11 protein-coding genes and 1 pseudogene are annotated in these 23,003 nt (G+C 69.2%); 2 read left to right on the forward strand and 10 right to left on the reverse strand.

Annotated elements, in window-relative coordinates:
• Window positions 1-72: 72 nt before the first annotated feature.
• Window positions 73-543, reverse strand: coding sequence for an ATP-binding protein (locus E0F75_RS25725; protein ID WP_229313004.1), 471 nt, complete (start codon window positions 541-543; stop codon window positions 73-75).
• Between the two features lie 176 nt (window positions 544-719).
• Between E0F75_RS25725 and E0F75_RS25730 the strand changes: the two are divergent.
• Both E0F75_RS25730 and E0F75_RS25735 read left to right on the forward strand, forming a co-directional pair.
• Window positions 720-1,611 (forward strand): annotated as a pseudogene (locus E0F75_RS25730) (helix-turn-helix domain-containing protein).
• On the forward strand, window positions 1,608-1,799 hold the full coding sequence (locus tag E0F75_RS25735) for a DUF397 domain-containing protein (protein ID WP_229313006.1): 192 nt from the start codon (window positions 1,608-1,610) through the stop codon (window positions 1,797-1,799). Before E0F75_RS25730 ends, E0F75_RS25735 begins: the two are co-directional and overlap by 4 nt.
• Before the next feature lie 46 nt (window positions 1,800-1,845).
• Here E0F75_RS25735 and E0F75_RS25740 read toward each other — a convergent pair whose 3' ends face one another.
• From E0F75_RS25740 to E0F75_RS25785, 9 genes are all read right to left on the reverse strand, one after another.
• Window positions 1,846-3,495, reverse strand: a complete 1,650-nt coding sequence (locus E0F75_RS25740; RefSeq protein WP_229313008.1) for a hypothetical protein — start codon at window positions 3,493-3,495, stop codon at window positions 1,846-1,848.
• A gap of 56 nt (window positions 3,496-3,551) precedes the next feature.
• Complete coding sequence (locus E0F75_RS25745) at window positions 3,552-4,358, reverse strand: hypothetical protein (RefSeq protein WP_229313010.1); 807 nt, start codon at window positions 4,356-4,358, stop codon at window positions 3,552-3,554.
• Window positions 4,359-4,427: 69 nt separating this feature from the next.
• Window positions 4,428-5,399, reverse strand: a complete 972-nt coding sequence (locus E0F75_RS25750) for an EcsC family protein (protein ID WP_229313012.1) — start codon at window positions 5,397-5,399, stop codon at window positions 4,428-4,430.
• A gap of 174 nt (window positions 5,400-5,573) precedes the next feature.
• Complete coding sequence (locus E0F75_RS25755; RefSeq protein WP_229313018.1) at window positions 5,574-9,632, reverse strand: Eco57I restriction-modification methylase domain-containing protein; 4,059 nt, start codon at window positions 9,630-9,632, stop codon at window positions 5,574-5,576.
• A complete protein-coding gene (locus tag E0F75_RS25760) occupies window positions 9,632-12,583 on the reverse strand; it encodes a DEAD/DEAH box helicase (RefSeq protein WP_229313020.1) in 2,952 nt (983 codons plus the stop codon). Before E0F75_RS25760 ends, E0F75_RS25755 begins: the two co-directional genes overlap by 1 nt.
• Window positions 12,584-12,623: 40 nt before the next feature.
• Window positions 12,624-18,971, reverse strand: coding sequence for a protein kinase (locus E0F75_RS25765; RefSeq protein ID WP_267499579.1), 6,348 nt, complete (start codon window positions 18,969-18,971; stop codon window positions 12,624-12,626).
• A gap of 142 nt (window positions 18,972-19,113) precedes the next feature.
• Window positions 19,114-21,183 (reverse strand): Hsp70 family protein, encoded by a 2,070-nt coding sequence (locus tag E0F75_RS40125; RefSeq protein ID WP_267499552.1) that lies wholly within the window; start codon window positions 21,181-21,183, stop codon window positions 19,114-19,116.
• Window positions 21,180-21,599 (reverse strand): hypothetical protein, encoded by a 420-nt coding sequence (locus E0F75_RS25780; RefSeq protein ID WP_229313029.1) that lies wholly within the window; start codon window positions 21,597-21,599, stop codon window positions 21,180-21,182. Before E0F75_RS25780 ends, E0F75_RS40125 begins: the two co-directional genes overlap by 4 nt.
• Window positions 21,600-21,872: 273 nt before the next feature.
• Complete coding sequence (locus tag E0F75_RS25785; RefSeq protein ID WP_229313031.1) at window positions 21,873-22,979, reverse strand: hypothetical protein; 1,107 nt, start codon at window positions 22,977-22,979, stop codon at window positions 21,873-21,875.
• Window positions 22,980-23,003 lie beyond the last annotated feature (24 nt).

The raw sequence follows: 23,003 nt of genomic DNA on the forward strand, positions 1-23,003 counted from the left end.
GTTGGCGGCGTCAACGCGCTTCTGGCGGGGCGCTCGACCTTGGCCGGATCTCGTCCCGATGGGGCTCTCTTCTCAGGTACGGCGGTCACCCGGGGGCGGTGTCGTCAGAACGACCCGGACGGTCTTGCCACCGGGCGGGTGGGGGATCGTCTCCCAGTGGTCGGCGAGCGCGGCGACGAGCATGAGGCCGTACCCGCCGGTGCGGAGCGCGTCGGACGGGCCGCCCTCGGGGAGCGGCCGGGGGAAACGGGGGAGCCGCTCGCCGAGGGCGTCGGTCACTTCCACGCGGACCAGACCGGCCGCCGGCTCGAAGTGGAGCGCGAGCCGGAAGTCGCGGCCTGGCGCGTACCCGTGTGCGACGGCGTTGGCGGCCAGCTCCGCGACGACCAGCTCGGCACGCTCCGTGAGGTCCTGCGGCGCGCCCCAGGACTGGAGCGCGGAGACGGCGAGCAGCCGGGCGAGCCGGGCTCCGCGGCGAGTGGACGAGAGGAGCTGGGAGAAACCGCATGGAGGTGGGCCGAGTTGGGGAACGAGCCGGTTCATGACGCCAGCGTGACGGCCGACCGCGACCGGAGGCGAGCACCGAACCCCGTACGCGGAGTCAGCGTACGGGTACGCGCGGTAGACAGTACGCGAGAGGAGTCGTCACGCTGAGTCGTGAAGTCGAGCGACGTGCGCGCGAGCCGTCGCGGACGCGGCACGAAGGAAAGGGGCGATGGATGAGCATCGCCGAAGAGGAGACGGCGGCGGGGGCTGCCGAAGCGGGGATGGTCCCGACGGGGGAGTGGGAGCGGGAGCCCCACCCGTCGGACAGTCTGCGGACGTTCGGTGCGGTCGTCCAGGCCCTGCGCGAACACGCGGGCCTCAGCCGGGCCGAACTCGCCGCCCTTGTCCGGTACTCGAAGCACACCGTGGAGTCCGTGGAGCTGGGACGCCGGATGCCGGATGCCGGACGAGGCGTTCGTGGAGCGCGCCGGGGAGGCACTCGGCAACACGGGAGCGCTCCGCCGCGCCGCCCGCTACCTCAGCCGCGGCGAGGTCGGCCTCGCCGCCTGGTTCCGACGATGGGCCCGGCTGGAACGGGAAGCGGCGGCCCTGTCCACGTACGAGTGCCGGCTGGTGCCGGGGTTGTTGCAGTCGGAGGCGTATGCGCGGGCTGTGTTCGACAACAGCATCCCGCTGCTGGACGACGAGCAGACCCGGAACCAGCTTGTCGCGCGGATGGAGCGGCAGCAGATGGTGCGAGAGCGGCCGACGGTGCCGTTCAGCTTCATCGTGGAGGAGCACGTGTTCCGGCGCCGGTTGGGCGGGGCGGAGGTGCACGCGAGCATGCTGGGCCACGTGCTTGAGCTCACGGCTCCGCGCAACGTGACGCTTCAGGTGGTGCCGATGGATCTGGAGTTCCACGGGTGCTTGGACGGGCCGGTGCGGATCCTGGAGACCAAGGAGGGACGGCGGATCGGCTACTCCGAGGGGCAGCAGAACGGGCGGCTGATCTCCGACGCAAAAGAGGTGAGTCTGCTCTGCCGTCGCTATGAAACACTGCGCTCGCAGGCCCTGAATCCCAAGGAATCCCGGTACCTGCTGGAGCGACTGCGAGGAGAGCTATGAGCAGCGGTACGACGGAACTTGCCTGGTTCAAGTCCAGCTACAGCGGCACCCAGGGTGACGACTGCGTGGAGATTGCGGTCGCCGAAGACGCTGTTCACGTACGGGACTCCAAGGACCTGGCCCGCCCGGCCTTCGCCGTGGGGCGCGAGGAGTGGGCGCCCTTCGTGAGGTTCGTGTCGGGGAACTGACGGAACGACCGGTGTGCCGCTGCCACGGCGGCACACCGGCTCTTGCTCAGGTGAGCGTGTTGCGCAGGTGCGGGCCGAGGTAGCCCACGTAGACCTTCCCGGACCGGGGTCCGTCCTCGTAGAAGTGGAGACGCGGGGCGACGGTGTTGCCTCCGCCGATCTTCAAGTGGGCCTGCATGTAGACCACCTCGTCCGAGTCGACCGCCTTCGGGACGGGAAGCATCCGCTCGCCGCTCAGTTTGCCGTTCTTGGTAACGGTGTCGGACTCCCGCATGGCCACCTTGGCCGCCGGGAAGGGGAAGCCGCCGGACGCCTCGGATTTGCACCAGCTCAGGAAGTCGCCGGAGGCTTTGCCGTCGGCCGAGGCCTGAGCGAAATGGTTGAGTGCCAGGAGACCGTCCCAGGCCACGCTCAGCCAGTTGTCCACCGACTGGCTGTCGAGCCCCCGGGTGATCTTGGCGTTGCCCGTGAACGCGATGAAGGGAAGCTCATCCAGCCGGTCGAGCAGGTCAGCGAAGGTCTCCGGATAGGTAATTCTCGGGGCAACGGCCGCACCATAAGCCGTGGCGAACTCTCCCGCGGCTTCCAGTTGCCTCCGCAGGAAGTGGATGAGGCGCTGGGACTCCTGGACCTTGTCGTACAGCTCCTCGTTCTGACCCCGCAGGTCATCGCTTCCCTGTTCCGCCTTGGCGAGTTCCGCGTACAGGTCGTTGATCTCGTTGACGCGCACCGCCTCCGCCTGTTCCGCCTCCCCAAGGAGAGAGGTCAGGGCGAGGTTGTCCTTGCGGAGCTGGACGATGTCTGCGCCGTGCGAGCTCGGCCGCAGCCGCACCCGCTGCTGCGGAACGCTCAGCAGGGCGGCGGGAAGCGCGTGGCGGGAGGCCAGCCGCTGCGGGAGCGCGGCGAGGATGGCGGCGGCGCGACGGACGTTGACTTCGATGGTCTTGCGGGACATCACAGGATGCCGCTGGGCATCCGGCTTCCAGGCAGGGTCGAGCCCCGGTACGTAGGTGCGGACGCCGCCGCCGAACACCGGGTGGTACTCCAGCGCAGTGTTGAACTTGGCCTGCGCCGCCGGCATGAGGACGTACAGCACCGCCAGCCCGTGCAGGTTCCGGAACAGCGGCTCCACGACCGTACGCGACCACTCGTCGGGATCCTTCAAGTACGGCACTGTGGCTATGACGACGGGCATGCGGCGGTTGGCGTCGCACAGCTCTTCGAGCAGGTCGTCGACGTCGGCGTCGTCCTCGACGAAGGACGGTGAGGTGGTGACGTCGGCCTGACCGTCCCGCGCCTCCAGGGCGTCGAGGAGGGACCGGGCGATGTTCGGGGTGTTGGCGGGCTTCGGGAACTCGTCCGCCTTGGCCGGCTGGTGCTCGATGTCGACCTGCACCCAGGTGCGGCCCTCGCCCTCAGGGAGCCCGGAGCGCACGACGAGCGTCGACTGCCAGGTGCCCGATGTGGTGGAGAGCGTCTCGCGCATGCGCCACCGGCTGTACGCGCCATTCATGCCGGACTCGGAGTCGCGGTCGAGAGTCGCGTGGTCAGCGACCTCGGTCCGCCCCTCGGCGAGCCCGGATGTGTCGTACTGCTTGGATTCGAGCCATGCGATCAACTCCCGCTCCGCTATGGCGCAGGTGTCGACGTAGTCCGACTCGGTCGACACCACCATGCGGTAGCCGCGTGGTTCCATGGCGGTCTCCCTTCAAAGGCTCGGTACGTGAGGCGATGTTGAAGAACTGGTCGGTGTCAGGTGGCCGACCGTGAAGGAAGCGCCCTGTCGAGCGTCCATTTCATGAGGCTGAATTGGTGGACGAGTGAACTCACTTCGGCTTCGAGAGGAGTGGACGGAGGAAGATCCTCCGTGCTGATGACCGCCTCGGTGGTCCACTCACCGGTGGCGTACCTCGTCGCCGCATGAGTGCTGCGGTCGCTGGGGCCTTCCACCTCGTTCTGCGCGGTGGAGTAGAGACGGCATGCGGCTTCTCGGCCGGGGGAGGGCGGACCGTCGACCGACGGCGACTCTTCGTGGGGAAAGGTGAAGAGCACCTCGTTCTCGGAGACCAGACCGACCGTGTACTGGTGCCTTTTGGTGTTCTGTTCCGCCGACAGGTCCAGAACCCTACCGAGCGTTGCGAAGAACTCAATTCCCCAGTCGGGATCGGGTGTTTGCCGCCACAGCGGAGTGTCGCACCGCGCTCTGACCTCATCACGGTCGCGCAGGGTGAGCGCGTGGAGGACCTCCTCCGGCTCGCGGTCTTCCACACGGCACAGGGTGCGCAAGACATCGTGAGCCGTGGCTCCGTCCCCGCAAGGCCATGTCAGAACCCACGTGGCACGGTCGTGAACGGGACAGGCGGGGTCGTTCACGAGGGAGTCGTCCCCGCAGTCGCAGTACGGACAGAGGTCACGTGCAGCCTCTTGGCGGTACCAGATGTTGCGCGGACCGTCACCGAGGTTCCGCTGCCACCCCTTGGACTCCAGGTACGCCTCGATCACGGCGGAGCCGTGGGAGCGGAACGTGGCGACCTGGGTATCCGATATCTCGTGGGTCATGTGTCACGCTTTCTGAGGAGTTGGGTGGCAGGGAGCCCGGGTCGGGTGCCCCGCCACTCGGCGTGCTCTTTACGGGGCGTCGTCCTCGGGGTCGTCTTCCCGGTCGGCCACGAGTGCGGCAGGCAGCGGTAGCCCGTACTTTTCGCACAGGAAGCGGGTCTGGCAGTACCGCTGGGCCTCGGAGGCCACGCGGCCGAGGACTGCGGAGTTCAGGCCGGCGCTGACGAGGATGCCGACGAACGGCACGACCTTGGCGACGGTCTTGACCGACACCTTGGAGCCTGCCGGGCTCAAGTGCTGCATCAACTTCTCAAGAGCAGCCACCAGTTTGTGGTCGTTGCGGAGCTTGTCCGACCACCTCACGCGCCCCTTGAGCGCCTGCGCTGCCTGTGCGGTCTTGTGCAGCGGCTCGGCTTTGGCCACCTGCGCCTTGAAGGACTGGTGCACCAGGCGCTGAATGAAGAGCTGCTCGTCGGGGTCCTTGGCGTCGTAGCCGTAGGAGTATGTGATACGCGCGGCTATCGACGCGCTCAGGACCTGGATGACGAGGATGTCCGCCGTCATCGCGGCGGGGATACCGGCGACGGGGACCATGGCCAGTGCGCCCATGGCACCTCCCTCGAACGCGCCGGCGGTCCGCCACTTCATGGTGTTGGCGCTCAGCAGCCGGTCGCAGACCTTGAGGTCCTGCTCCCGCAGTTCGGTGAAGTTGTCGATTTCGAGCCCCCGCTTACGGGCGAGCTTCTCGACGCTCTTCGGGTCGTTGAGCTCCAGCGCCCAGTCGTTGACCAGGTCGAGCAGCGCTGTCGCGGCCGCGACCGCCGGCCGCAGGGCCGCGTCGGCGATCGCGCCGCCCGCGCGACGTATCGGCTCCTTGACCCCTTCCGGCACGGCGTCCTTGACCCGGCGCCCGGCGTTTCCTGCGACCTCCCCGGTGCGATCGAGGGCGATACTCGCCCACTTCGGCAGACCACGGCGGTTGTTGCGGCGCTCCCAGTGCTCGTTGAGAGCCTTCCAGACCTGCTCCTCGTACGCACTCATGGAGGGTGGGCCTTCGACGAGTGATGCCGCGTAAGTGCTCAATGAGGTTCTCCACTTCGACGGTGGTTGCTGGGTCCACGGGGCGGCTCAGTTGGCATGCGGGGGCCGATGCCCGTGGTCGAGTGAATGGCACGAACTGGGGTGACCGCAGACGCGGCCACCCCCAGAAGCGGATCAGTTGTGGCGAGGGCCCTGGCCGGGAGGCGGGGTGAGGGCGGACCGGTAGTCGGTCAGGCCCTCGCTGGCCATCCGGTCGTACTCGGCGAGGATCAGGTTCTTGGTGCGGTACTCGCCGTGCGCCTTGATGTCGTTGTCGCGTGTGACGTTGAAGGTGTCGAGGATGTACGCCGTGTCCTCGCGGGTGATGCCGTAGAGGTGGAAGAACAGGGCGTCCAGCTCGGCACGGATGACGGCACGACGGTCGGGGTCCCAGCGGAAGGGGGTACCGGTGTCGCCTAGGTCGCGGGCGAAGGGGGCCATGTCGGTTGCGGTGTAGGTGAGTTCGAGGACGCGAGGGGTGATGAAGGGGGCGTGAGGAGCGACGATGTCAGGGGTCGGGACTGGCATTTGGTGCACGTAGCCGAAGGTGAGGTGGGTGCCGCCGATCTTCTGGCGGACGGCGTAGTCGCAGACCATGGAGGAGAACACGGCGCTGAGGAGTGGCGCGTTCGCAATGCCGGCGGGGAATGCCAGCGGAAAGGGGTGACCGAACCCGTGGGCGGGGGCGATGGAGGAGATCATCGTGCGTTCGTCGCTCGCCCGGCAGATGTCACGCCAGCCCATCACCCACTCCCGGTCCCATCCCCGGGCCGCCAAGCGACTGCGGACGCCTGGTGCGTGGATCTCCTGGCCGGACTCGTCGAACTCGCCAGTGGGGGTGTCCTGTTCAGAGACCCAGTAGCGGGGTAGAGGTACGGCCGTTGGGTCCTGGTGCTGCTCCACGGTGAAGCGTGGGAGGGTGCCCTTGTTGAGCTGCTTTTCCGTCGCATTCTCGTACGTGGAGAAGCGGTGGTCGTAGTGGTGCAGCATCTTCGCCTCGTACAGCGGGAGCATATGTGCTCCAGCCTTGACGAAGGTGTTGCCTTCTAGGCGCCAGCCATCAGCGATGAGGTCTTCATTCGTGCGAAACTTGTCCGAATCCGTGTTCATCATGATCATGAGCTGGAACTTCACGCCCCACGGGTTGCCGTCCGCAGCGCCTTCTTTGACCAATACGGGGAGGCGTCGGTAGATGCCGAGCGTGATCTCCATATCGCGGCGTGAGCGGAAGACGGGGCAGGTTCCGGTGTTCGGGTTCATAACGAGGATGTCCTCGGCTGCCAGCAGGTAGCTCTGATCGGCGATCTGCTCGGGCTGCCGTACCTTGAACACCATCCGGATCGGCTCGTGGAGGCTGCCTGAGCCGCGCAGCATGAACAGGCAGAATCGCAGCTGGTTGTGGACTTCAGGAAAGACCTTATCTTCGTTCTCGAAGTCGTAAAGGGCGGCAAGCTGTCCCTTGGTGACCACGTCCTTGAAGAAGTACTGGTTGAAGGAGTCCGTGGCGATACCCGAGGGAACGATCTGTCCACTACGCCCTTGAGTGCCCATGACCGTGCGAGCGTGTTCGGTGAAGAGCGAATACGTATTGAGCCGTCCGTATGCCGTCAGCGGGAACCGTCCCGAGGCGTGCGCGAAATGCTTGAACCCGTCGTTCTTGCGCTGCTCCTCCTTGAAGCTTGCGTACAGCTCGGGGTCTTCTGCGGCCAGCAGGTCGATCTTCTTGTTGCGGGCCGTCATGTTCGCTGCTTCAGCGATGTCCACTCGCCTCGATGCGAAGAACTCGCGTGCGTCTACCTGCACTTGATCCCACGGCGGGTTCCCCACCACCGCGTCGAACCCGCCCGCCCACCCCGTCCCCGCCTGCACACCCGCTCCCGACTCCGGGACGGCGAACACCTCCGGGAACTCCAGGTGCCAGTGGAAGAACCGGTACTGGTCTCGCAACTCCAGGATCTGCTCGTGCGTCGCGTCCGGCACCGACGGCTGGTCCCGGCCCCGCAGTGCCCGGAACACCTGGTCCGTCGGCGCATCCGGCGCCCCCGCCTGCTTGGGCCAGACGAACGCGGCGCACCAGGCGTCGGCGGCGTGGAGGTCCTGGACGTACGCCGACGACTCCACGTACACCCGATACGCGGCTTCCTGGGCGTGCACGTCCTCCAGCGAGTCGGCGGGTGCGGCAGTGATCCGGCCGAGCTCGACCGCGTACCGCTCATTCCCCGGCAGGGGTTCCGTGTCGAACAGAAGCTCGTCCTGGCCACCCCGCTGGGCCTTGTTGCGCTTCACGAGTGCGGACGCGTACTTCCGGTCGTCGCCCTCGATCGGCTTGAAGGCCTCGTCGGGGACGCCTGCCGCCAGCAGCTTCGGTGTCGCGCCGATCAGCCCGTTGCCGCGCTTGACGTGGGCGTCCAGGAAGCCGAGGGCCTTGCCCCGTTCCATGCCCTCCAGCCACAGCGCCACCTTCGCCAGCTCCACGGCCATCGGGTTGAGGTCGACGCCGTAGATGCAGCGGGCGACGACCTCGCGCAGCGCGTGGCGCATGGCGTCGTCCGTCGGCTCTGGGTTGTGCTCGCGGACCGAGGCCACGCGCTTGGCGATACGCCGGGCCGAGGCGACGAGGAAGTGGCCGGAGCCGCACGCCGGGTCGCAGACCGTCAGGGACAGGAGCTCGTCGACGATGTCCTCGGTCGGGTCGGGACGGCCGGCCGCTGTGGCCCGCTGGTCGCCCCGCTTGACGGCATCGTCTATGACCGGGTCGAGCGTCGTGTCCAGCAGGCACTCGATGAGCGAGGACGGCGTGTAGTAGCTGCCCGTTGTCTTGCGGGTGTTGCCCGCCACTTCCACGAGCTCGAAGGAGCGGTCCGTCGCCGAGTGCTTCGGCTCCAGCTCAAGGAGAGACTCGTAGACCGAACCGAGTTCCTCGGCAGCCAGGTGGCGGTAGTCGACGGGCCGCCAGCGCCGGGCGCCCTGGTCGCGGACCTGGGCCAGGTGGCGGACGGCGGAGAGCAGCGACTCGTTGGACAGCTTCAGGCCGTCGAGCGGGGCGTCGGTGTCGGTGCGGGAGAACAGGCCGCCGAGGCCCGGCAGGGCCAGCTCCGGGCGGCCGCCCTCGGTGCCGAGGGCTTCGAGGACGATGCGGAGGGCCTCGTACTGGTCGCCGTGGGCCGTGCCCTGGCGGCGGCGGGCGCGTTCACGCAGACGGGCGGAGGAGAAGTACCGCTCGTACGCCTTCCGTCGCGGGTCTTCGGGTTCTCCGTGGAGGAGGGCGTCGCGGTCCTCGGCGACGAAGACGAACAGCAGCCGGTAGACGAGGCGCAGCAGCGCGTCCCGGAGGGCCTTCGGGTCGGTGTTCTCCCGCAGGCGTGTGTTGTCCGGGTGGCGGAGGAAGCCGGTGCCGAGGACGGTGAGGGCGTTCTGTACGCCCAGACGCAGCTGGTCCAGGGCGCGGGTGCCGGAGGTGACGGCTTCGGCACGCCACTTCTCCAGCCAGCAGCCCGACGCCGCTGTGCCCTCCGCCACCGTGAAGCGGGAGGCGTGCAGCAGGCTGTACAGCAGGACGAACTCGCTGAACAGTTCGCCGTCGAAGAGGGCTTCCAGGTCGAAGTCGACGTAGGCCGCCGTGGAGAAGGACGACGAGTCGCGCAGCAGCCGCAGCCGGCGACCGTTGGTGACGATCGCCCACAGGTGGGCCTCGGCGCGGTTGAGACAGTCCTGCACCATGGACTGGGGCGGGACCTGGCCGGGGGCCGGGCGCTTGTCGAGATCCTGGTTCCAGGGGACCTGGTGGATGAGGGCCGGGCCGTGGCGGTGGGAGACGGGGAAGCGCTTCTCCGGGTCGGAGTCCGCCGGGATACCCGCCGCGCCGACCTCCGTCAGCGCGCCGAAGTCCAGCTTGCGGAAGAGCTGGGCGAGCCAGTCGGTGCCGGCGCGGCCCGTCGGGTCGGATGCGGGCGCGCCGGTCTCCGGGTCCGGGGGCAGCGCGGCGCGCAGGTCGCGCCAGAGCGGCTTGAGGTACTCCCAGGCCCGCTCGGCCTCGTTGCGCATGGGCACCGAGGCGGGCAGGCCGTAGTCGGCCGGCTTGGTGCCCGGCAGGTTCCGCGCCTCGGCGATGCGCAGCAGCATGTCGGAGGGAAGCAGGCCGCCGACCGGGGTCACGGCGGTGAAGGCCAGGGCGGTGCGGGTGGCGGCGGACATCAGGCTTCGGCTCCGGACACGGTGGGGGCGGACGCGACGGGGGGCAGGTACACATACACGCCGAGTACGTCGGCGGGCTCCTGCGGGACGACCTTCAGACCGCGGACGATCTCCTCGTTGGCCTTGCGTACCCGGCGGTGCGAGGCGTCGAGCTCGGCGGCCAGCCGGGTGCCGTACTCGGTGAGATGCGTGGCCAGTTCCGGCAGGCCGGCGAGATCCTTCGCGATGGCGTTGCGGGCCGCCTGCTCGTGGGTACTGGCCGTCGCCTCGGCCGTGAGGAGTGCGGCGGCCGCGTCGTCGTCCAGCCAGCGGGCGCGCGAGGGCGCCCCCTCGTAGGCGAGCAGTCGGGCGTCCTCGGCGACGAGTTTCTGATCGCCGTTGCGTGACGGCAGCGTCAGGTGGATGCGGTAGCGGACCAGCAGGAGCGTGGTCCGGACGGTTACCGCGTCCGTGGTGACCACACCGCACCGGCGGGCCGGCCGGGGGCCGGGGGTGTTCGCGTCGAGCGCCGAATCCAGGACGTACGAGGCGATGGCGCCGATCGCCGGGTCGGTGCGGACCAGCGCGGCCTCGCCGCGCGCGATCGCCGGGGACGTACGGAACGGGATCTCCCGGTCCTCCTCGACGATCCGCCCGCCGAGCGTGGCTGCGAGCGAGTCCCGCAGACCGGCCGGGGCGCCGCCGGGCTGGGCGGTGAAGTCGCCGGAGCCGTCGCGTGGGTCGCGGACCAGCGCGTCCAGGTCGCACAGCGCCTCCAGAGCGAAACCGCGAACCTCGTCGGCGCCGCCGAGCGCGGCCCGTACGGCGGCGACCTCGCGCGCCACCTCCTCCGGATGGATCGCGCGCTGGGCGTACTTGGAGCGGGACGTCTTCTCCCGCTCGGCCGCCGAGTTCCACTCGCGTTCGATCCGGTCGAAGGAGTCCTGGTGGCCGTCCAGGTCGAACAGGCTTTCCTGGCTGCCCTGTCGGCCGTGCAGCAGCAGCCACTCGACGACGGCGTCGGTGACACCGGAGGCGGTCTCGTCGGGGACGGAGACGGAGATGCCCAGGTCCTTCAGGATCTGCCGGTGCTTCTTGAACAGCACCTCCAGAACCTTGCCGTCGATGCCGTTGTCCTCGCCGTACATGGTGATGACGCGGACCTGGTCACGCTTCTGCCCGTACCGGTCGACGCGACCTTCCCGCTGGTCGTGACGGGTCGGGTTCCACGCCAGGTCGTAGTGGACGACGGCGTCGAAGTAGTGCTGGAGATTGACGCCCTCGGAGAGGCAGTCGGTGGCGATCAGCACCCGGCGGACGGCCGGGTCGACGGCGTCCTCGGCGGAGCCGGTGGCGAGCTGCTCGATCCGCTCCAGCCGCTGCTGCGGGGAGAGCGTGCCGGTCACGGCGGCGATGCGCGCCTTCTTGCCGAGCTTCCCCTCCAGCTGCGTGGCGAGGTACTCGGCGGTGGGGATGTATCGGCAGAAGACGATCGGGTGGTAGCCGTCGGCGATCAGGCCTTTCAGATGCCGGGTGAGCGCCTTCAGCTTCGCGTCCTCGGTCGGACCGACCAACTCGGCCGCCCGCTGGGACAGTTCGAGGAGCCGGGCGCCCGCCTCCTCCGACTCGGCGGCTCCGGGCGCGACGTCCATGCCCTCCAGGCGGTCGTTCTCGGCGGAGTCGGAGGCCACCGGCGCACCCAGGAGGTCCGCCTCCTGGGCGGTACGGGCGGCCGCGGACTCGGAACGCGTCTTCAGGGTCTGCGCGGCGGCCGCAGGCGAGGACACCATTGAACGCAGCAGGGCGATCACCGACCACCAGGCGATCCGCGCCTCCCGCTTGCCCTGCTCGCCGGCCGCCGTCACGCGGTCGCGGGCGTAGGCGATGGCGTCGTCGAGCAGCGCGCGGTAGGCGGGCGTCAGCTTGTAGGGCTCGTCCTTCGTCCAGCGGTCTGACGGGAAGGCGGTCCGCTCCGCCAGGGAGTCGTCGGCGAGTCCGTCCTCCTTGGTGAGGTACTCCCGGACGTCGGCGCGCTTACGGGCCACGAAATGCTCGGCGAGCTTCGCCCGCCCCGCCGGGGACTCCAGGTCCAGCGTGGCGAGTTCGGGCCGCACCAGGCCGAGCAGGTTGCGGAACGCGGACTCCTTGCCGGAGTGCGGGGTCGCGGTCAGCAGCAGCAGATGCCGGTCGTCCTTGGCGGAGACGCGGCGCAGCAGCTCGTACCGGAGCTGGTTCGCCGCGGACGACGTTCCGCCCTGCGCGGAGTCGTCGGCGGCCACGCACGCGTGCGCCTCGTCGACGATCACCAGGTCGGGGCAGTGCTTGACGAAGTCCTCTCGGTGCCTGGTCGACTTGATGAAGTCGGTCGAGATGATCGTGTACGGGTGCTTGTCGAACAGGGACTGGCCCAGCTCCAGGCCCCGCTCGAGCCGGGACACGGTCGAGGACAGGACCAGTTCGGCGTCGATGCCGAACTTCTCCCGCAGCTCGGCCTGCCACTGCTCGGCAAGCGCCGGGGCACAGAGCACGGCGAGCCGGGTCGCCTCGCCCTGCGCGAGCAGCTCCTTGGCGATCAGCCCCGCCTCGACCGTCTTGCCGATACCGACGTCGTCCGAGATCAGCAGCCTTACGGTGCGCTGTCGGAGCGCCATGAGGAGCGGAACCAGCTGGTAGGCACGGGGTTCCACGGCGATCGAGGCCAGGGAGCGGAACGGGCCCGCACCCGAACGGAACCCGATGCGCAGCGCCGTCCGCAGCAGACCGGCGGCCCGCTGGTCCCCCAGATCGGCCGCGCTCGGCGCCGCGAACTCGGCCGCCCGCACCTCCTCGAAGGCGGGGAACACGGCCGCGATGTCGTCCTCGCTCCCGCCCAGGGGGCGCAGCACCAGCATGTCGGGTGCGCTCTCCGGCAGCACCACCCATTCCCGGCCACGCGCGGCGACCAGGGAGCCGGCTGTGTACGTGAGGCTCATGAGTTGTCTCAGTTCCTAGAAGTCGAGAGTGAGTGGGAGCTCAACGCAGGTGGAAGTAGGCGGCGTTGTACGAGGTGATGGCGTCCCAGTCCGCGTCCGTCGGAAAACGCAGGACGTCCCAGCCGGCGTCCTCCAGGCGATAGCCGGCCTCGATGTCGCGCGTCGAGTCGGCCGTACGGCCGGGGCCGTCGACGAACACGGCGAGGTTGGCGCCGTCCAGCCGGAAGACGAGGTCCGGCCGGGCCCCCGCCTCAGGCACAAGAACCTCGACCTCGTCCGGCAGCCGATAGCCCTTGGCCCGGAGCCAGCCGAGCAGGTCGCCGCCTGTCACCAGCGCCCCCAGATCCGCCTCCAGCGGAGTCGGCACGGAGGCCGGCGTCGGGACCGGGTCCGCGTCGCGGACGACGTCCACCGCCGGGGCCAGCCTGCGGAACTGCTCGCTGCGGGACTCGCCCCGGTCCTCCCGCTCGGTGAGGGCACGGGCCAGTCGCAGCAGCAGCGGCCGCGCGGCGTGCCTGCTCAACCGGCGGTGGTGCGTCTGGTTCGCGTAGCTCAGGAGACAGACGTAGCAGCCGCGGGCACACTCCTCGTCGGCCGACGGTCCCCCAAGGTCCTCGCCGGTCTCCGGATCGAAGTGGCAGATCTCCAGTGCGGTCCTGGCCGCCTGCGCGAGGGCGTCCTTGTCGTGCTGGATGCGCCGCAGCACACCGGCGCCGCCCTCCGCCGCCTCCATGAAGAGGATGCGCCGACGCGGACCGTCGTCCGGGGGCAGCAGCTCCGCGGTCAGCTCGGAGTCCTCCAGCTCGAACGCCGCCTCGATGCCCCGTTCCAGCGCGTACAGGAACGACAGGGCGATCGGCTCGGGCTGCGGCTCGTCCAGGGTCACCACGAGAATGTTGCGGCGGTCCTCCACGTACGGCAGGACACGCTTCTTACGGCGCTTCTCGTTGCCGTCCTCGTCGACCACCGGCATGCCGGTGCCCTCGATGGCGTCCGCGGCGGCCCGGTCGTTGAGCCAGCGGCCGTCACCCAGGTCGAGCCAGTAGCCGTCCGGCTCGCCCTCCTTGTCACGGACCCGGCCGAGGTTGGTGATGCGGACGGTCGCCGAGTCGCCGTAGTCCAGGTCGAGGACCGGCGCGCCCTCGGTGTCGGTGACGTGCGAGGTGAGACGCCCCTTGCGGGCGCCGTGGTCCTGGAAGGCGTACGAGGTCTCCAGGCGGAAACCGGCCCGGCGGCGTTCCTCCTCGTCGGAGGAGATCCGCTCGCGCGGCGTCGTGTACACCGTGTGCAGGTGCAGCAGTCCGGTGCGCTTGCCCCGCAGGGACTCGCCGCACATGCCACAGACGTCCGCGCCGACCTTGACGGCGTAGTGGTAGCCGCACCCGTCACAACGCCTGGCCTCCGCCGTCGCCAGATCCCCCGAGGCGTCCGGCGGCAGCTGGACACGGGTGACCTGGTAGCGGGCGCCCTCGTGGTAGATGAGAGCGCCGGGGCCGAACTCACGGATCGCGAGGAAGCGGGGACGCTGCAGATAGTCGCCGTCGGCATTGCGCCGGTTGCCGGAGCGCGGGATGTACGCGGCCAGCGGGAGCCGCGGGAAGCTGTAGCCGGGCAGGAACCCTTCGGACGCCAGGTACCGGTACGGGTTGAAGTCGCTCATCACCGACTTGCTGTCGGACGACCGGTTCAGCAGCAGGTTCGTCTGGGTCTCCGCCTCGCGGCGGCGGGTGCGCGCCCGGCTCTGCTCGCCCTGCGAGAGGGTGTGGTCGACGACCCTCTTGTTCTGCTCGTACTGGTCGATGACCGCCGCACGGAACAGCTGGCGCCACCGGTCGAAGGCGACGTCGAACCGCTGTGGGGCCCGCTCGATCCGGTCCTCGACCCACTCGTCGTACCACCAGGTGGTGGCCGCCAGGTCCGCGGTCAGCGGAGCGAGGACGGCACGGGCGGCGTCGATCGCGCGTCGGCGGGCCCCCTCGTCCAGGGACTCGTCGCGGATGCGGTCGACGAGCGGCAGCGCCATGTGCGGATCGGGCCGGTCGTCGCCGTCGGGGTCGTAGGCGACGTCGACGATGTCCGGGATCGCGGTGCCCAGCTTCATCCCGGTCTCCGCCAGCCAGATGGCCTGGAGATGGGAACGGACCAGGTCCTCGTTGGCGAGGTCCAGACGCGGCGGCGCCACCTGCCCCGCCACCATGTCCTGCGAACGGCGGAAGTAGTACTGGTCGTGGCTGTTGCCCGTGGCGCAGTACGTGGCCACCAGCGCGGGCTGACCGGAACGGCCCGCCCGGCCCGAACGCTGCGCGTAGTTTGCCGGCGTCGGCGGCACGTTGCGCATCAGGACGGCGTTGAGCGAGGAGATGTCCACGCCCAGCTCCATCGTCGGAGAGCAGTACAGCAACGGCAGTTCGGCGGTGCGGAACTGCCGCTCGCGCTCCAGGCGGTCCTCCGGCGGGACCTGAGCGGTGTGTTCCCGGGCGTACAGGCCGGCCAGCTCGGCCGCAGCCGTCCGGTACAGGTCGCGGAAGAACGGGTTGACGCGTGGGCCCTCGCCCTTGTTGTACGTGCGAGCCAGCGGGTCGACCGCGCCACGCTCGCCGCCGCCGGCACGCCAGACGAGGGCGGCCGCGGCCACCCGGTAGCCGGTCCGCTTCTGCGCCGCCGGGCGGCGGTAGGCGGGCCCGGAGCGCTCGGGCGCCGCCTCCACCTCACGGACGAGTTCCGCTTCGAGCAGGACCTTCAGCAGGTCCTCGATGACGTTCTGGACGTCGTCGAGGGGAAGAGCGCGCAGCTCGGGCATGTTCCGCCGGAGGTACTTGCCGAACTTGCCGCGGGCTGACAGGAACAGCGCGGAGCGCTCCATGCCCGGCCGCGAGCCGTACGGGTAGGCGGTGCCGACGGTGGGCCGGTCGCTCTCGCTCAGCACCCACGGCCCGGTCAGCCGCTCCTCGCTCGCCCCCTGCAGCACGTCGAAGTCGTCGCGGAAGTACTGCACGTCGATGGCGAGGGCCCGCCGCATGTAGTCGAGAAGGGTCCGGGCGATCTCCTCGCGCAGTGCGGGATCGGCCTCGCGCAGCACGGTGTGCGTGGACTGCCAGCGCTCCGGCTGGTCCGTGACCCAGGCCAGGTCCTCGTAGTCGATCCGCAGCAGCCCCGTCTGCTCGAGGTTCGGCATCGTAATGCGCCAGCCGCGCTCCAGATCCCGGTAGAGCCGGTATCCCACGACATCGCGGAAGGCCTTCGCCGCCCGGCGCTCCAGCGACGGCGGCAGGGAAGCGGACCCCGTGTACTCGCGAGGCGAAAGACCCATCACGGCCGTCACCGCCTCGGCGAGGTCGTCGTGGTGCAGCCCCTCCTCACCTGCCTGCACCGCGGCCTGGTACAGGGCGCCCCGCAACTGGGTCACCTGCGCGAAGTCGTTGAAGTGGCCGGCCTGGAGGGAAGCGTCCTGCCGGTTGTCGACGAAGGTGAGGAGCTTGCGCGCCTCCTTGCCCAGGCTGTCCTCGGGGACGGCCCGCAGCGACTTCACGATCGACGCGGAGATCAGAGAGGTGGCAGAGGAGCGGCCCTCCTGGTCCAGGGTGGCCAGCTTTGCGAAGTCACGCCCACGGGTCTGCTCGTAGGAGACCTGGCAGTGCACGCAGAACAGGAACGGCGCCGGGACGAAAGCCGCCACCAGCCCCTCACCCGACTCGTTTCCGAGTGGGTCCACGATGACGCGCTTCGGCACCCGGGGCCGGTGGGACTTCTTGACGACCGTCACGCCCTGAGCGTCGGATTCCAGCCACGACTCGGGCAGTCGCCGGTCGTCCACGGCAGTCTGCGAGTCCACCGGCCACTCGTAGTCCTCGCCGGGCACGCCGACGTACAGGTAGCCCTCGCCGTCCCGACCGCCCGAGGCGGACGTGTCTCGGCGCGGCTCGTACCGGAACGAACCGCTCTCCTCGGTGCGCCAGACGGTCAGGTACTCCTGCCCGCACTCACGGCAGAACGACAGCGGGAACAGCGGCATGCCGCCGCTGCCGGGCTGCTCCAGCTGGTATGTGCGGGTCAGCGGCCTGCTGAGCGGATCCTGCAGCGTCGTGTAAACGGTGTCGCCCTTGGAGAGGAACTGGTGCAGGCGGAAGGCGAACAACGGCCGCTCCGTCACCGGGTGCTTCGCCCGCGCGCCCGCCTCCAGCGTGGTGCGGATCGCCTCGGCCACCCTCTCTTCGGGCTCCCCGGACGCCGACGCTAGTTCGGCGGCCGCGGTCTCGACGGTCTCCGGGGCGCAGCGACGCAGCCGTCCCGTGCCTTCCTCGCGCTCCAGACCGAACCGCGACTCCAGCCAGCGGGCCAGGGAGTCCTTCGTCAGTGCCTCGTACGACAGGGGCGCCGCCGGTACCCGCAGCCGTTCGGCCGGCACGGTCGCCGGAGCCTCCTCGGTCGCCCTGATCAGCGTCTCGCCGATCACGCGCTTCGGCACCACCGTCGTACCGAACAACCGTCCGGCGACCTTGGCGACCTCACGCCGCTGTTCCTCCCAGGAGCCCTCGGTGGACATGGTCGCGGAGGTACCGATGCACTGCAGGGTGGCGGAGGCACGGCAGGCCTCGCGGACCCGACGGATCAGGAACGCCACGTCGGCGCCCTGCCGGCCCCGGTAGGTGTGCAGCTCGTCGAAGACGAGGAACTGCAACCCCTCGGCCATGCGGATCAGGCTCGTCCGGTCGTCCGGCCGGGTCAGCATCAGCTCCAGCATCACGTAGTTCGTCAGCAGGATGTCCGGAGGGTCCTTGCGCAGAGCCTTCCGCTGCTCGTCGGACTCCTGGCCGGTGTAGCGGGCGAAGGTGACCGGCTCGTGCCCCGCCCCGAAGCCGTGGCGCAGGTACTTCTCCAGCTCCATGAGCTGGGAGTTGGCCAGCGCGTTCATCGGGTACACGACGATCGCGCGCACCCGGCGTTCAGCCCCAGGGCCCGCTGCCTCACGTTCCTTCAGGACATGGTCCACGATCGGGACGATGTACGACAGGGACTTGCCGGAACCGGTACCCGTGGTCAGCACGTAGGAGTCGCCCGCCTGAGCGGCCTCGATCGCCTGCCGCTGATGCAGATGGAAAGTGAGCGGCCGGCCGTCAGGGCGCCGCGCGCCCTCCTTCTTGCCCGCCTGGAAGATCTCCGCGCACCGGGGGTGCAGCACGCCGTCCCGGACGAGGTCCGTGACCTGGCCGCCGTCGGCGAAGAACGGATTCAGTGACAGCCAAGGGTCGGGCCACTGCGACTTCGCCGCCAGATCGTCCTTGACGAACCCTTCGACGCGCGGGTCCCGGATTACGGTCGAGCTCCTGGTGAAGTCCTCGTACTCGCTGATCAGGTCGGCGTGGATACCGAAGACGTCCATCGTTTCGGGCACTCGCGGCGCTTTGCGGGGTACGGGTACGGGCGCGGCGGCGGTACGGGCGGGAAGCAGCGCGCGCAGCCGCTTCACCGGATCCATCGCCTGCCAGTGCGGGGCCAGGAGCGCGGCGGTGTCGTCCGGTGCGAGTGCGAGAGGGACGAGTGCGTCGTGGACCAGGGCGGCATTCTCGGGCCGCAGTTCGACGTCCTTCTCGAGGAGGCGTTCCACGAGCCGGACCAGCTCGGCGGGCAGGTCCGGGCGGACCAGGGTCAGCCGCGGCGGCTGCTGGTGCTTGTGCTGTTCACAGAGCTCGTACGGGGTCCTGGCGGAGAACGGCGGCCGACCGATCAGCAGCTCGTACAGAATGCAGCCGAGCGCGTAGAGGTCGGCGAGGCCGGAGACCCGTTCGGCACGGAACTGCTCGGGCGCCATGTATCGGGCCGTGCCCACGCTGACACCGGTGCTGGTCAGTCGCGTCTGATCGGGATCGTCGACGATCGAGCCCATGCCGAAGTCGAGGATCTTGACGGTTCCGTCGCCTGTCAGCATCACATTGGCCGGCTTCAGGTCGCGGTGGACCACGCCGGCTGTGTGCGCGGCGGCGAGACCGGAGGCGATCTGCGCCCCGATGGCGGCCGCCCAGGAGACCGGGAGCTGCGGCTCCTCGTCGATGAGATCGGAGAGGGGATGACCGTCAAGGAGTTCCATGACCAGGTAGGGAAGTCCGTCACCTTGTGCGGTGAGGTCCACGCCGCCGTCGATCAGCAGGGTGAGGTTCGGATGCCCTTTGGAGAGCATGCGCATGATCCGTACTTCCCGACGGAAGCGTTCGACCTCCTTGCGGGCACCTGACGCGTCGATGGTGGAGCCGGTCCGGCCCCGCAGGATGGTCTTGACCGCGACGTCCCGATGAACGGAGCCCGGCGGAGCCTGGAGATCCTCGGCGCGGTGGACCTCACCCATGTTGCCGCGCCCGACGGAACCCGTGATCCGGAATCGTCCGTCGATCATCTCCAGGCTCACTGCCACTCCCCGTTTCACCCGATCGCACGCAAGGCGGGTCAATCCCGCTGGGAGCGTATATCTTCACCCTTCAACGTTGACGGCGTCAATCTGTTGACGCCGTCAACGTGTAAAACATGCGGCGGAACTGTCATCTCCGCTGGGCGGGCGTCGCAGGGTTGGGAATGCGCCGGTTGAAGACCCACACCCCCTGCGACTGTGTAGCACCCATGACTCGACCGGATGCCCGCAGCCATGGACTCGCCTTCTGGAACGGCGCGAAATTGTCGTTCGAGACGATGATCCCGCCGACCTCTTCCGCGATGCTGATCACCAGGGCATCGCCTCGGCCCTCTGTTCCGGCCGGAGGTTGTACGACGGTGCCGTCGGCGATGGCTGCCTCCACGAGGGGTCGCTCCTCGGCGGACACGTCATGGCGCAGGGTGGCGTCGACCACCACATGGATGTCGCGCTCCGGATGCTTGAACCGCAGGGACCGGACAGCCGCCTGCAGCGCCGCGAAGCTCGGACTGCCGCCCGCTGTACGCGGAGGCCGGCCGTTCCACGCGAGGTTGGACCCGTCGATGACGAGCGGGGCCGACTCCGTGGCCCCGCCGACCGGCAGGGGAGCGGAGCTGGGGCGGGTGGGCTTGGGTGCGCCCGCGCTCTGGCTCCGGGGCCGGACCTGCTGGGGATGGGTCGGTGCGGTCGCAGGCCGGGCGGCCGGCGCGAGGGCGCGCAGCCGGTCGAGCTCTCTCCTCACCTCCGGCAGCACGTTCCCGTCCCCGAACACCTTCACGTCCTCGTCGAGGACGACCTCGCCGGTCTTCTGCAAGGTCGCCTTCACCGCCAGCAGACCCTCCCTGCTGTAGGTGTACTCCAGGTCGAAGACGCCGTCCTCGGCCGTGCATCGCCGGGGGTAGGTCAGGATCAGATCGGTCAGTTTCACGTTGTCCGGATGATCCACCTCGCGGTCGGGGTCCCCTTCCCAGACTTCGACGGTGAGCTGGGAGAGGTGATCCTTCGTCGGTTCGTACGACTTCACGCGCTGCTGCGGAAGTCGCTGGTTCCGGTCGATGACGGAGCTGAAGCTCCGCCTTCCTTCGCGGTTCTTGGTGACCGTACCCAGGGCGTGCGTGTTGACCACCCGGATGATGCTGTTCAGCTCGCCGTCCATGGCGGCGGCGCTGATGGCTGCTCCCTCGGACACCGCGGTCATCGGGTTGCAAAGAGCGCTGTCGACGAGTTCACAGTCGAGCGCCTCCGAGACCGCGGCACGCACCGCCGGAATCTGGCTGCTGCCACCGATCATCAGCACCGCGGTGAGGTCCCGCGGGTCGATCCTGGCCTGCTCCAGACACTCCTCCACCGGGTCGAGCGCACGGCTGATGAGATCCTGGATGGCCTCGGAGAACTCGTCCTGCCCGATCTCCACGGCGACATCGTCGGGCGTCAGGACGCGGACCGACTCCTGATGGGAGAGCAGGATCTTGGCCCGCTCGATCTCCAGGGCGAACATCCGCTTCTCGGATTCGCTCCAACGTCCGCGAGTCGGCGCCCGGTCGAGGACCATGCGGCGCAGCCGCTCGTCGATCTCCAGGCCACCGAGGCGGTTGACGCCACGGCTCGCCTTCTCGTCGAAGAAGCCGTCGTCGTGCAGAAGAAGCGTGGCGTCCATGGTGCCGCCGCCCCAGTCGAAGACCAGGAACTCGCCGTCCGCCTCCATCTCGTGCGCGTACGCGATCGCCGCCGCGGTCGGCTCGTTCAGAAGGGTGCGAACCGTGATTCCCGCGGCGCGCGCGGCCTCTCGCGTCCGGAAACGGGCCGCTCCGGTCGCATTGGCGGGGACGGTGACGACGGCCTCCCGGATCTCGGTGGCTGCCTCCTCCTCCGCTGCCTCCGCGATGGCGTGGAAGACACCGGCGGCCGCGGTGGTCGCGGCGAACCGCTCGCCACCCAGCGTGACGAAAGGCTCCTCGCGCAGCATCCGCTTGCACGCCTCGACGGCCTGCTCGGAGCGGAGTTTCGCCTCCCAGCCGAACAGGGTGCCCGGCCGCAGGGAGCTTGTACCGACGACCGACGGGTACAGCAGTTCGAACCCGTCCCGTCGCCAATTGGCGTCCAGGCCCTGCCCGCCGATCTCCAGCACCTCGACGTACTCGCCGTTCCACTGGGCGGCGACCGAATTGGTGGTACCGAAATCGATTCCGGCTGCCGTCATGCTTCCTCCCCCACCCTCACGCCCGCGGGCCCGGCGACACGTCGCAACTGGCCGGCGAGTATGACGTTTCCTGTCAACTCGTCCACGTACGCCGGGCTCAGTAGCTCGAAAGCGTCCCCCTCGCCTTCGGTCACCATGAACCGGTCGCTCTCCTCGGGCTCCGTCACCCGCAGTAGCCGCAGCTCCCGCAAGTGCTCCGCCATTGCCCCGTCGACGGTCTCGCGGCTGTCTCCGGCCCGGGACCAGAGGAGCGCATCGATCTCGGCGAGACGCCCGGCGAACTGCGCGCGGGTACGGAACTCGTCCAGGACCGCCCTGCGTACCGCTGCCGTGAGTGCGGCGGCGGGCGCCTCGCCGGCCCCGGCCGCCTCCAGGGCCTCCGGCACGCGGGCGGCCACTCCCTTGATCAGTGTCATCGCGTCGATCGGGTCGGGCCGGGGCGGTGTATCGGTGACGCCGCACCCCGAAGGCTGGACCGTAGCGTCCGCACGCCGCTCCCGGCGTCGTTTGAGCCCCCCGACCTTGTGCGCCGGCGGTGAGTGCTTCTCACCGGGCTGTGTCCGGCCGCACGCGGGGCACGGACGGTGTGGTTGTTCCCTCTTGGGAATCCTCTTCTTGTTGGGACGCATCAGGCCTGCTCTGCTTCGTTCGGCTGGGGAAGATGGTTCAGGACGACGGCTCGGACGGGCTCACTGTGCGGAATGATGACGGTCGAGGCGCGGCGCGGTGGTCCGGAAGTCGTCCAGCAGCTCGACGGCGGCACGGGCGCGGATGGCCTCCAACTCGCCGCCGCTCGTCACTGGAGTCCGACGCGGAAGAGCTTCCAGCGGAGGCACCAGATGCCGTGGCACCTCGGAGGGTATGACGTATCGGGACGCATCGGGCGGCAACTGATAGAAAACGTCCCAGCCCGCGTCCCCGCGCAGCGCGTCCTGGATACGCCCTTCGGCTATGTTCAGCTCCGATTGCGCCCTGGTGTCGCCGTCGTGCTGCCGGTACACCTCCCGGCAGTGCTCTTCCCATCCGTCGGCTCCGTGCTCCATGCCGATATCGAGGAAGGGGTTGCTGAACGCGCCGCGGGAGTTGGTACTCGCCCCTCTCCAGGCACGAAGCAGCCGGAGGTTGCGCTCGGCGACGGCCCCGCCCTGAGCCGCCGCCAACTCGGCGCTCTCCAAGGCGGCGTCGAGGAACTTGCCCCGCGTGCTGGGGGAAACGGTCCGCCGGCTCTGCTCCACAGCCGCGTATGCCGACAGGGCGTGTGCCTCCTGAATCAACTCCGCCGGCACCTTGCGGTGGTTCCTGGACAGAGTGAGCGAGTGAGCTTGTTCGGCCGCTGCCTCCGGATCGCCGGACTTGATGAGGTCGTAGGCACGGTTCAGGGCGGCAAGGGCGTAGAACGGGCTCCGGCCTGCGTCGACAAGTCCGGCCGGATGCCACAGGGCGGCCATCAGCGTCCAGAGCCCTCGTTCCTCGGCCAGAGCCAGTGGCCATTGCCCGAGCTGTGCACCGGACCTGAGGTTGCGCAGCTCGATCTGCTGGGGACGGGGCAGAACTGCGTCGAGTGCGTCCAAGGCGGTCAGGTCGCCGTCCATGACGACGTCGTACAACAGGTCCCACACATCGTCCGGCTCCTGCCGGACGAGCGTGTGACCGTGGCGGAAGGACCATCGGCGCAGATGCGCCTGCCAGTCGAGGCGCTCGGCCTGCTCGACGGTGATGTCGGCGGGGGTGAGGCGGGCACGTAGGTACAGGCCCTCTTCCTCGTCTCGCTCTTCCCACGGTGCGTCCTCGACCATGAGGCCACCATGGTCGATCAGATC

Source organism: Streptomyces sp. CB02980 (assembly GCF_014451325.2).
GTDB lineage: Bacteria > Actinomycetota > Actinomycetes > Streptomycetales > Streptomycetaceae > Streptomyces.

What these genes read in the sequence shown, in the direction of transcription:
- E0F75_RS25765 (WP_267499579.1), bottom strand. Translation starts at nt 18,971, where the DNA reads ATGATCGACGGACGATTCCGGATCACGGGTTCCGTCGGGCGCGGCAAC.
- E0F75_RS25735 (WP_229313006.1), top strand. Translation starts at nt 1,608, where the DNA reads ATGAGCAGCGGTACGACGGAACTTGCCTGGTTCAAGTCCAGCTACAGC.
- E0F75_RS25780 (WP_229313029.1), bottom strand. Translation starts at nt 21,599, where the DNA reads ATGACACTGATCAAGGGAGTGGCCGCCCGCGTGCCGGAGGCCCTGGAG.
- E0F75_RS25750 (WP_229313012.1), bottom strand. Translation starts at nt 5,399, where the DNA reads ATGAGTGCGTACGAGGAGCAGGTCTGGAAGGCTCTCAACGAGCACTGG.
- E0F75_RS25760 (WP_229313020.1), bottom strand. Translation starts at nt 12,583, where the DNA reads ATGAGCCTCACGTACACAGCCGGCTCCCTGGTCGCCGCGCGTGGCCGG.
- E0F75_RS25755 (WP_229313018.1), bottom strand. Translation starts at nt 9,632, where the DNA reads ATGTCCGCCGCCACCCGCACCGCCCTGGCCTTCACCGCCGTGACCCCG.
- E0F75_RS25785 (WP_229313031.1), bottom strand. Translation starts at nt 22,979, where the DNA reads ATGGTCGAGGACGCACCGTGGGAAGAGCGAGACGAGGAAGAGGGCCTG.
- E0F75_RS25740 (WP_229313008.1), bottom strand. Translation starts at nt 3,495, where the DNA reads ATGGAACCACGCGGCTACCGCATGGTGGTGTCGACCGAGTCGGACTAC.
- E0F75_RS25745 (WP_229313010.1), bottom strand. Translation starts at nt 4,358, where the DNA reads ATGACCCACGAGATATCGGATACCCAGGTCGCCACGTTCCGCTCCCAC.
- E0F75_RS40125 (WP_267499552.1), bottom strand. Translation starts at nt 21,183, where the DNA reads ATGACGGCAGCCGGAATCGATTTCGGTACCACCAATTCGGTCGCCGCC.
- E0F75_RS25725 (WP_229313004.1), bottom strand. Translation starts at nt 543, where the DNA reads ATGAACCGGCTCGTTCCCCAACTCGGCCCACCTCCATGCGGTTTCTCC.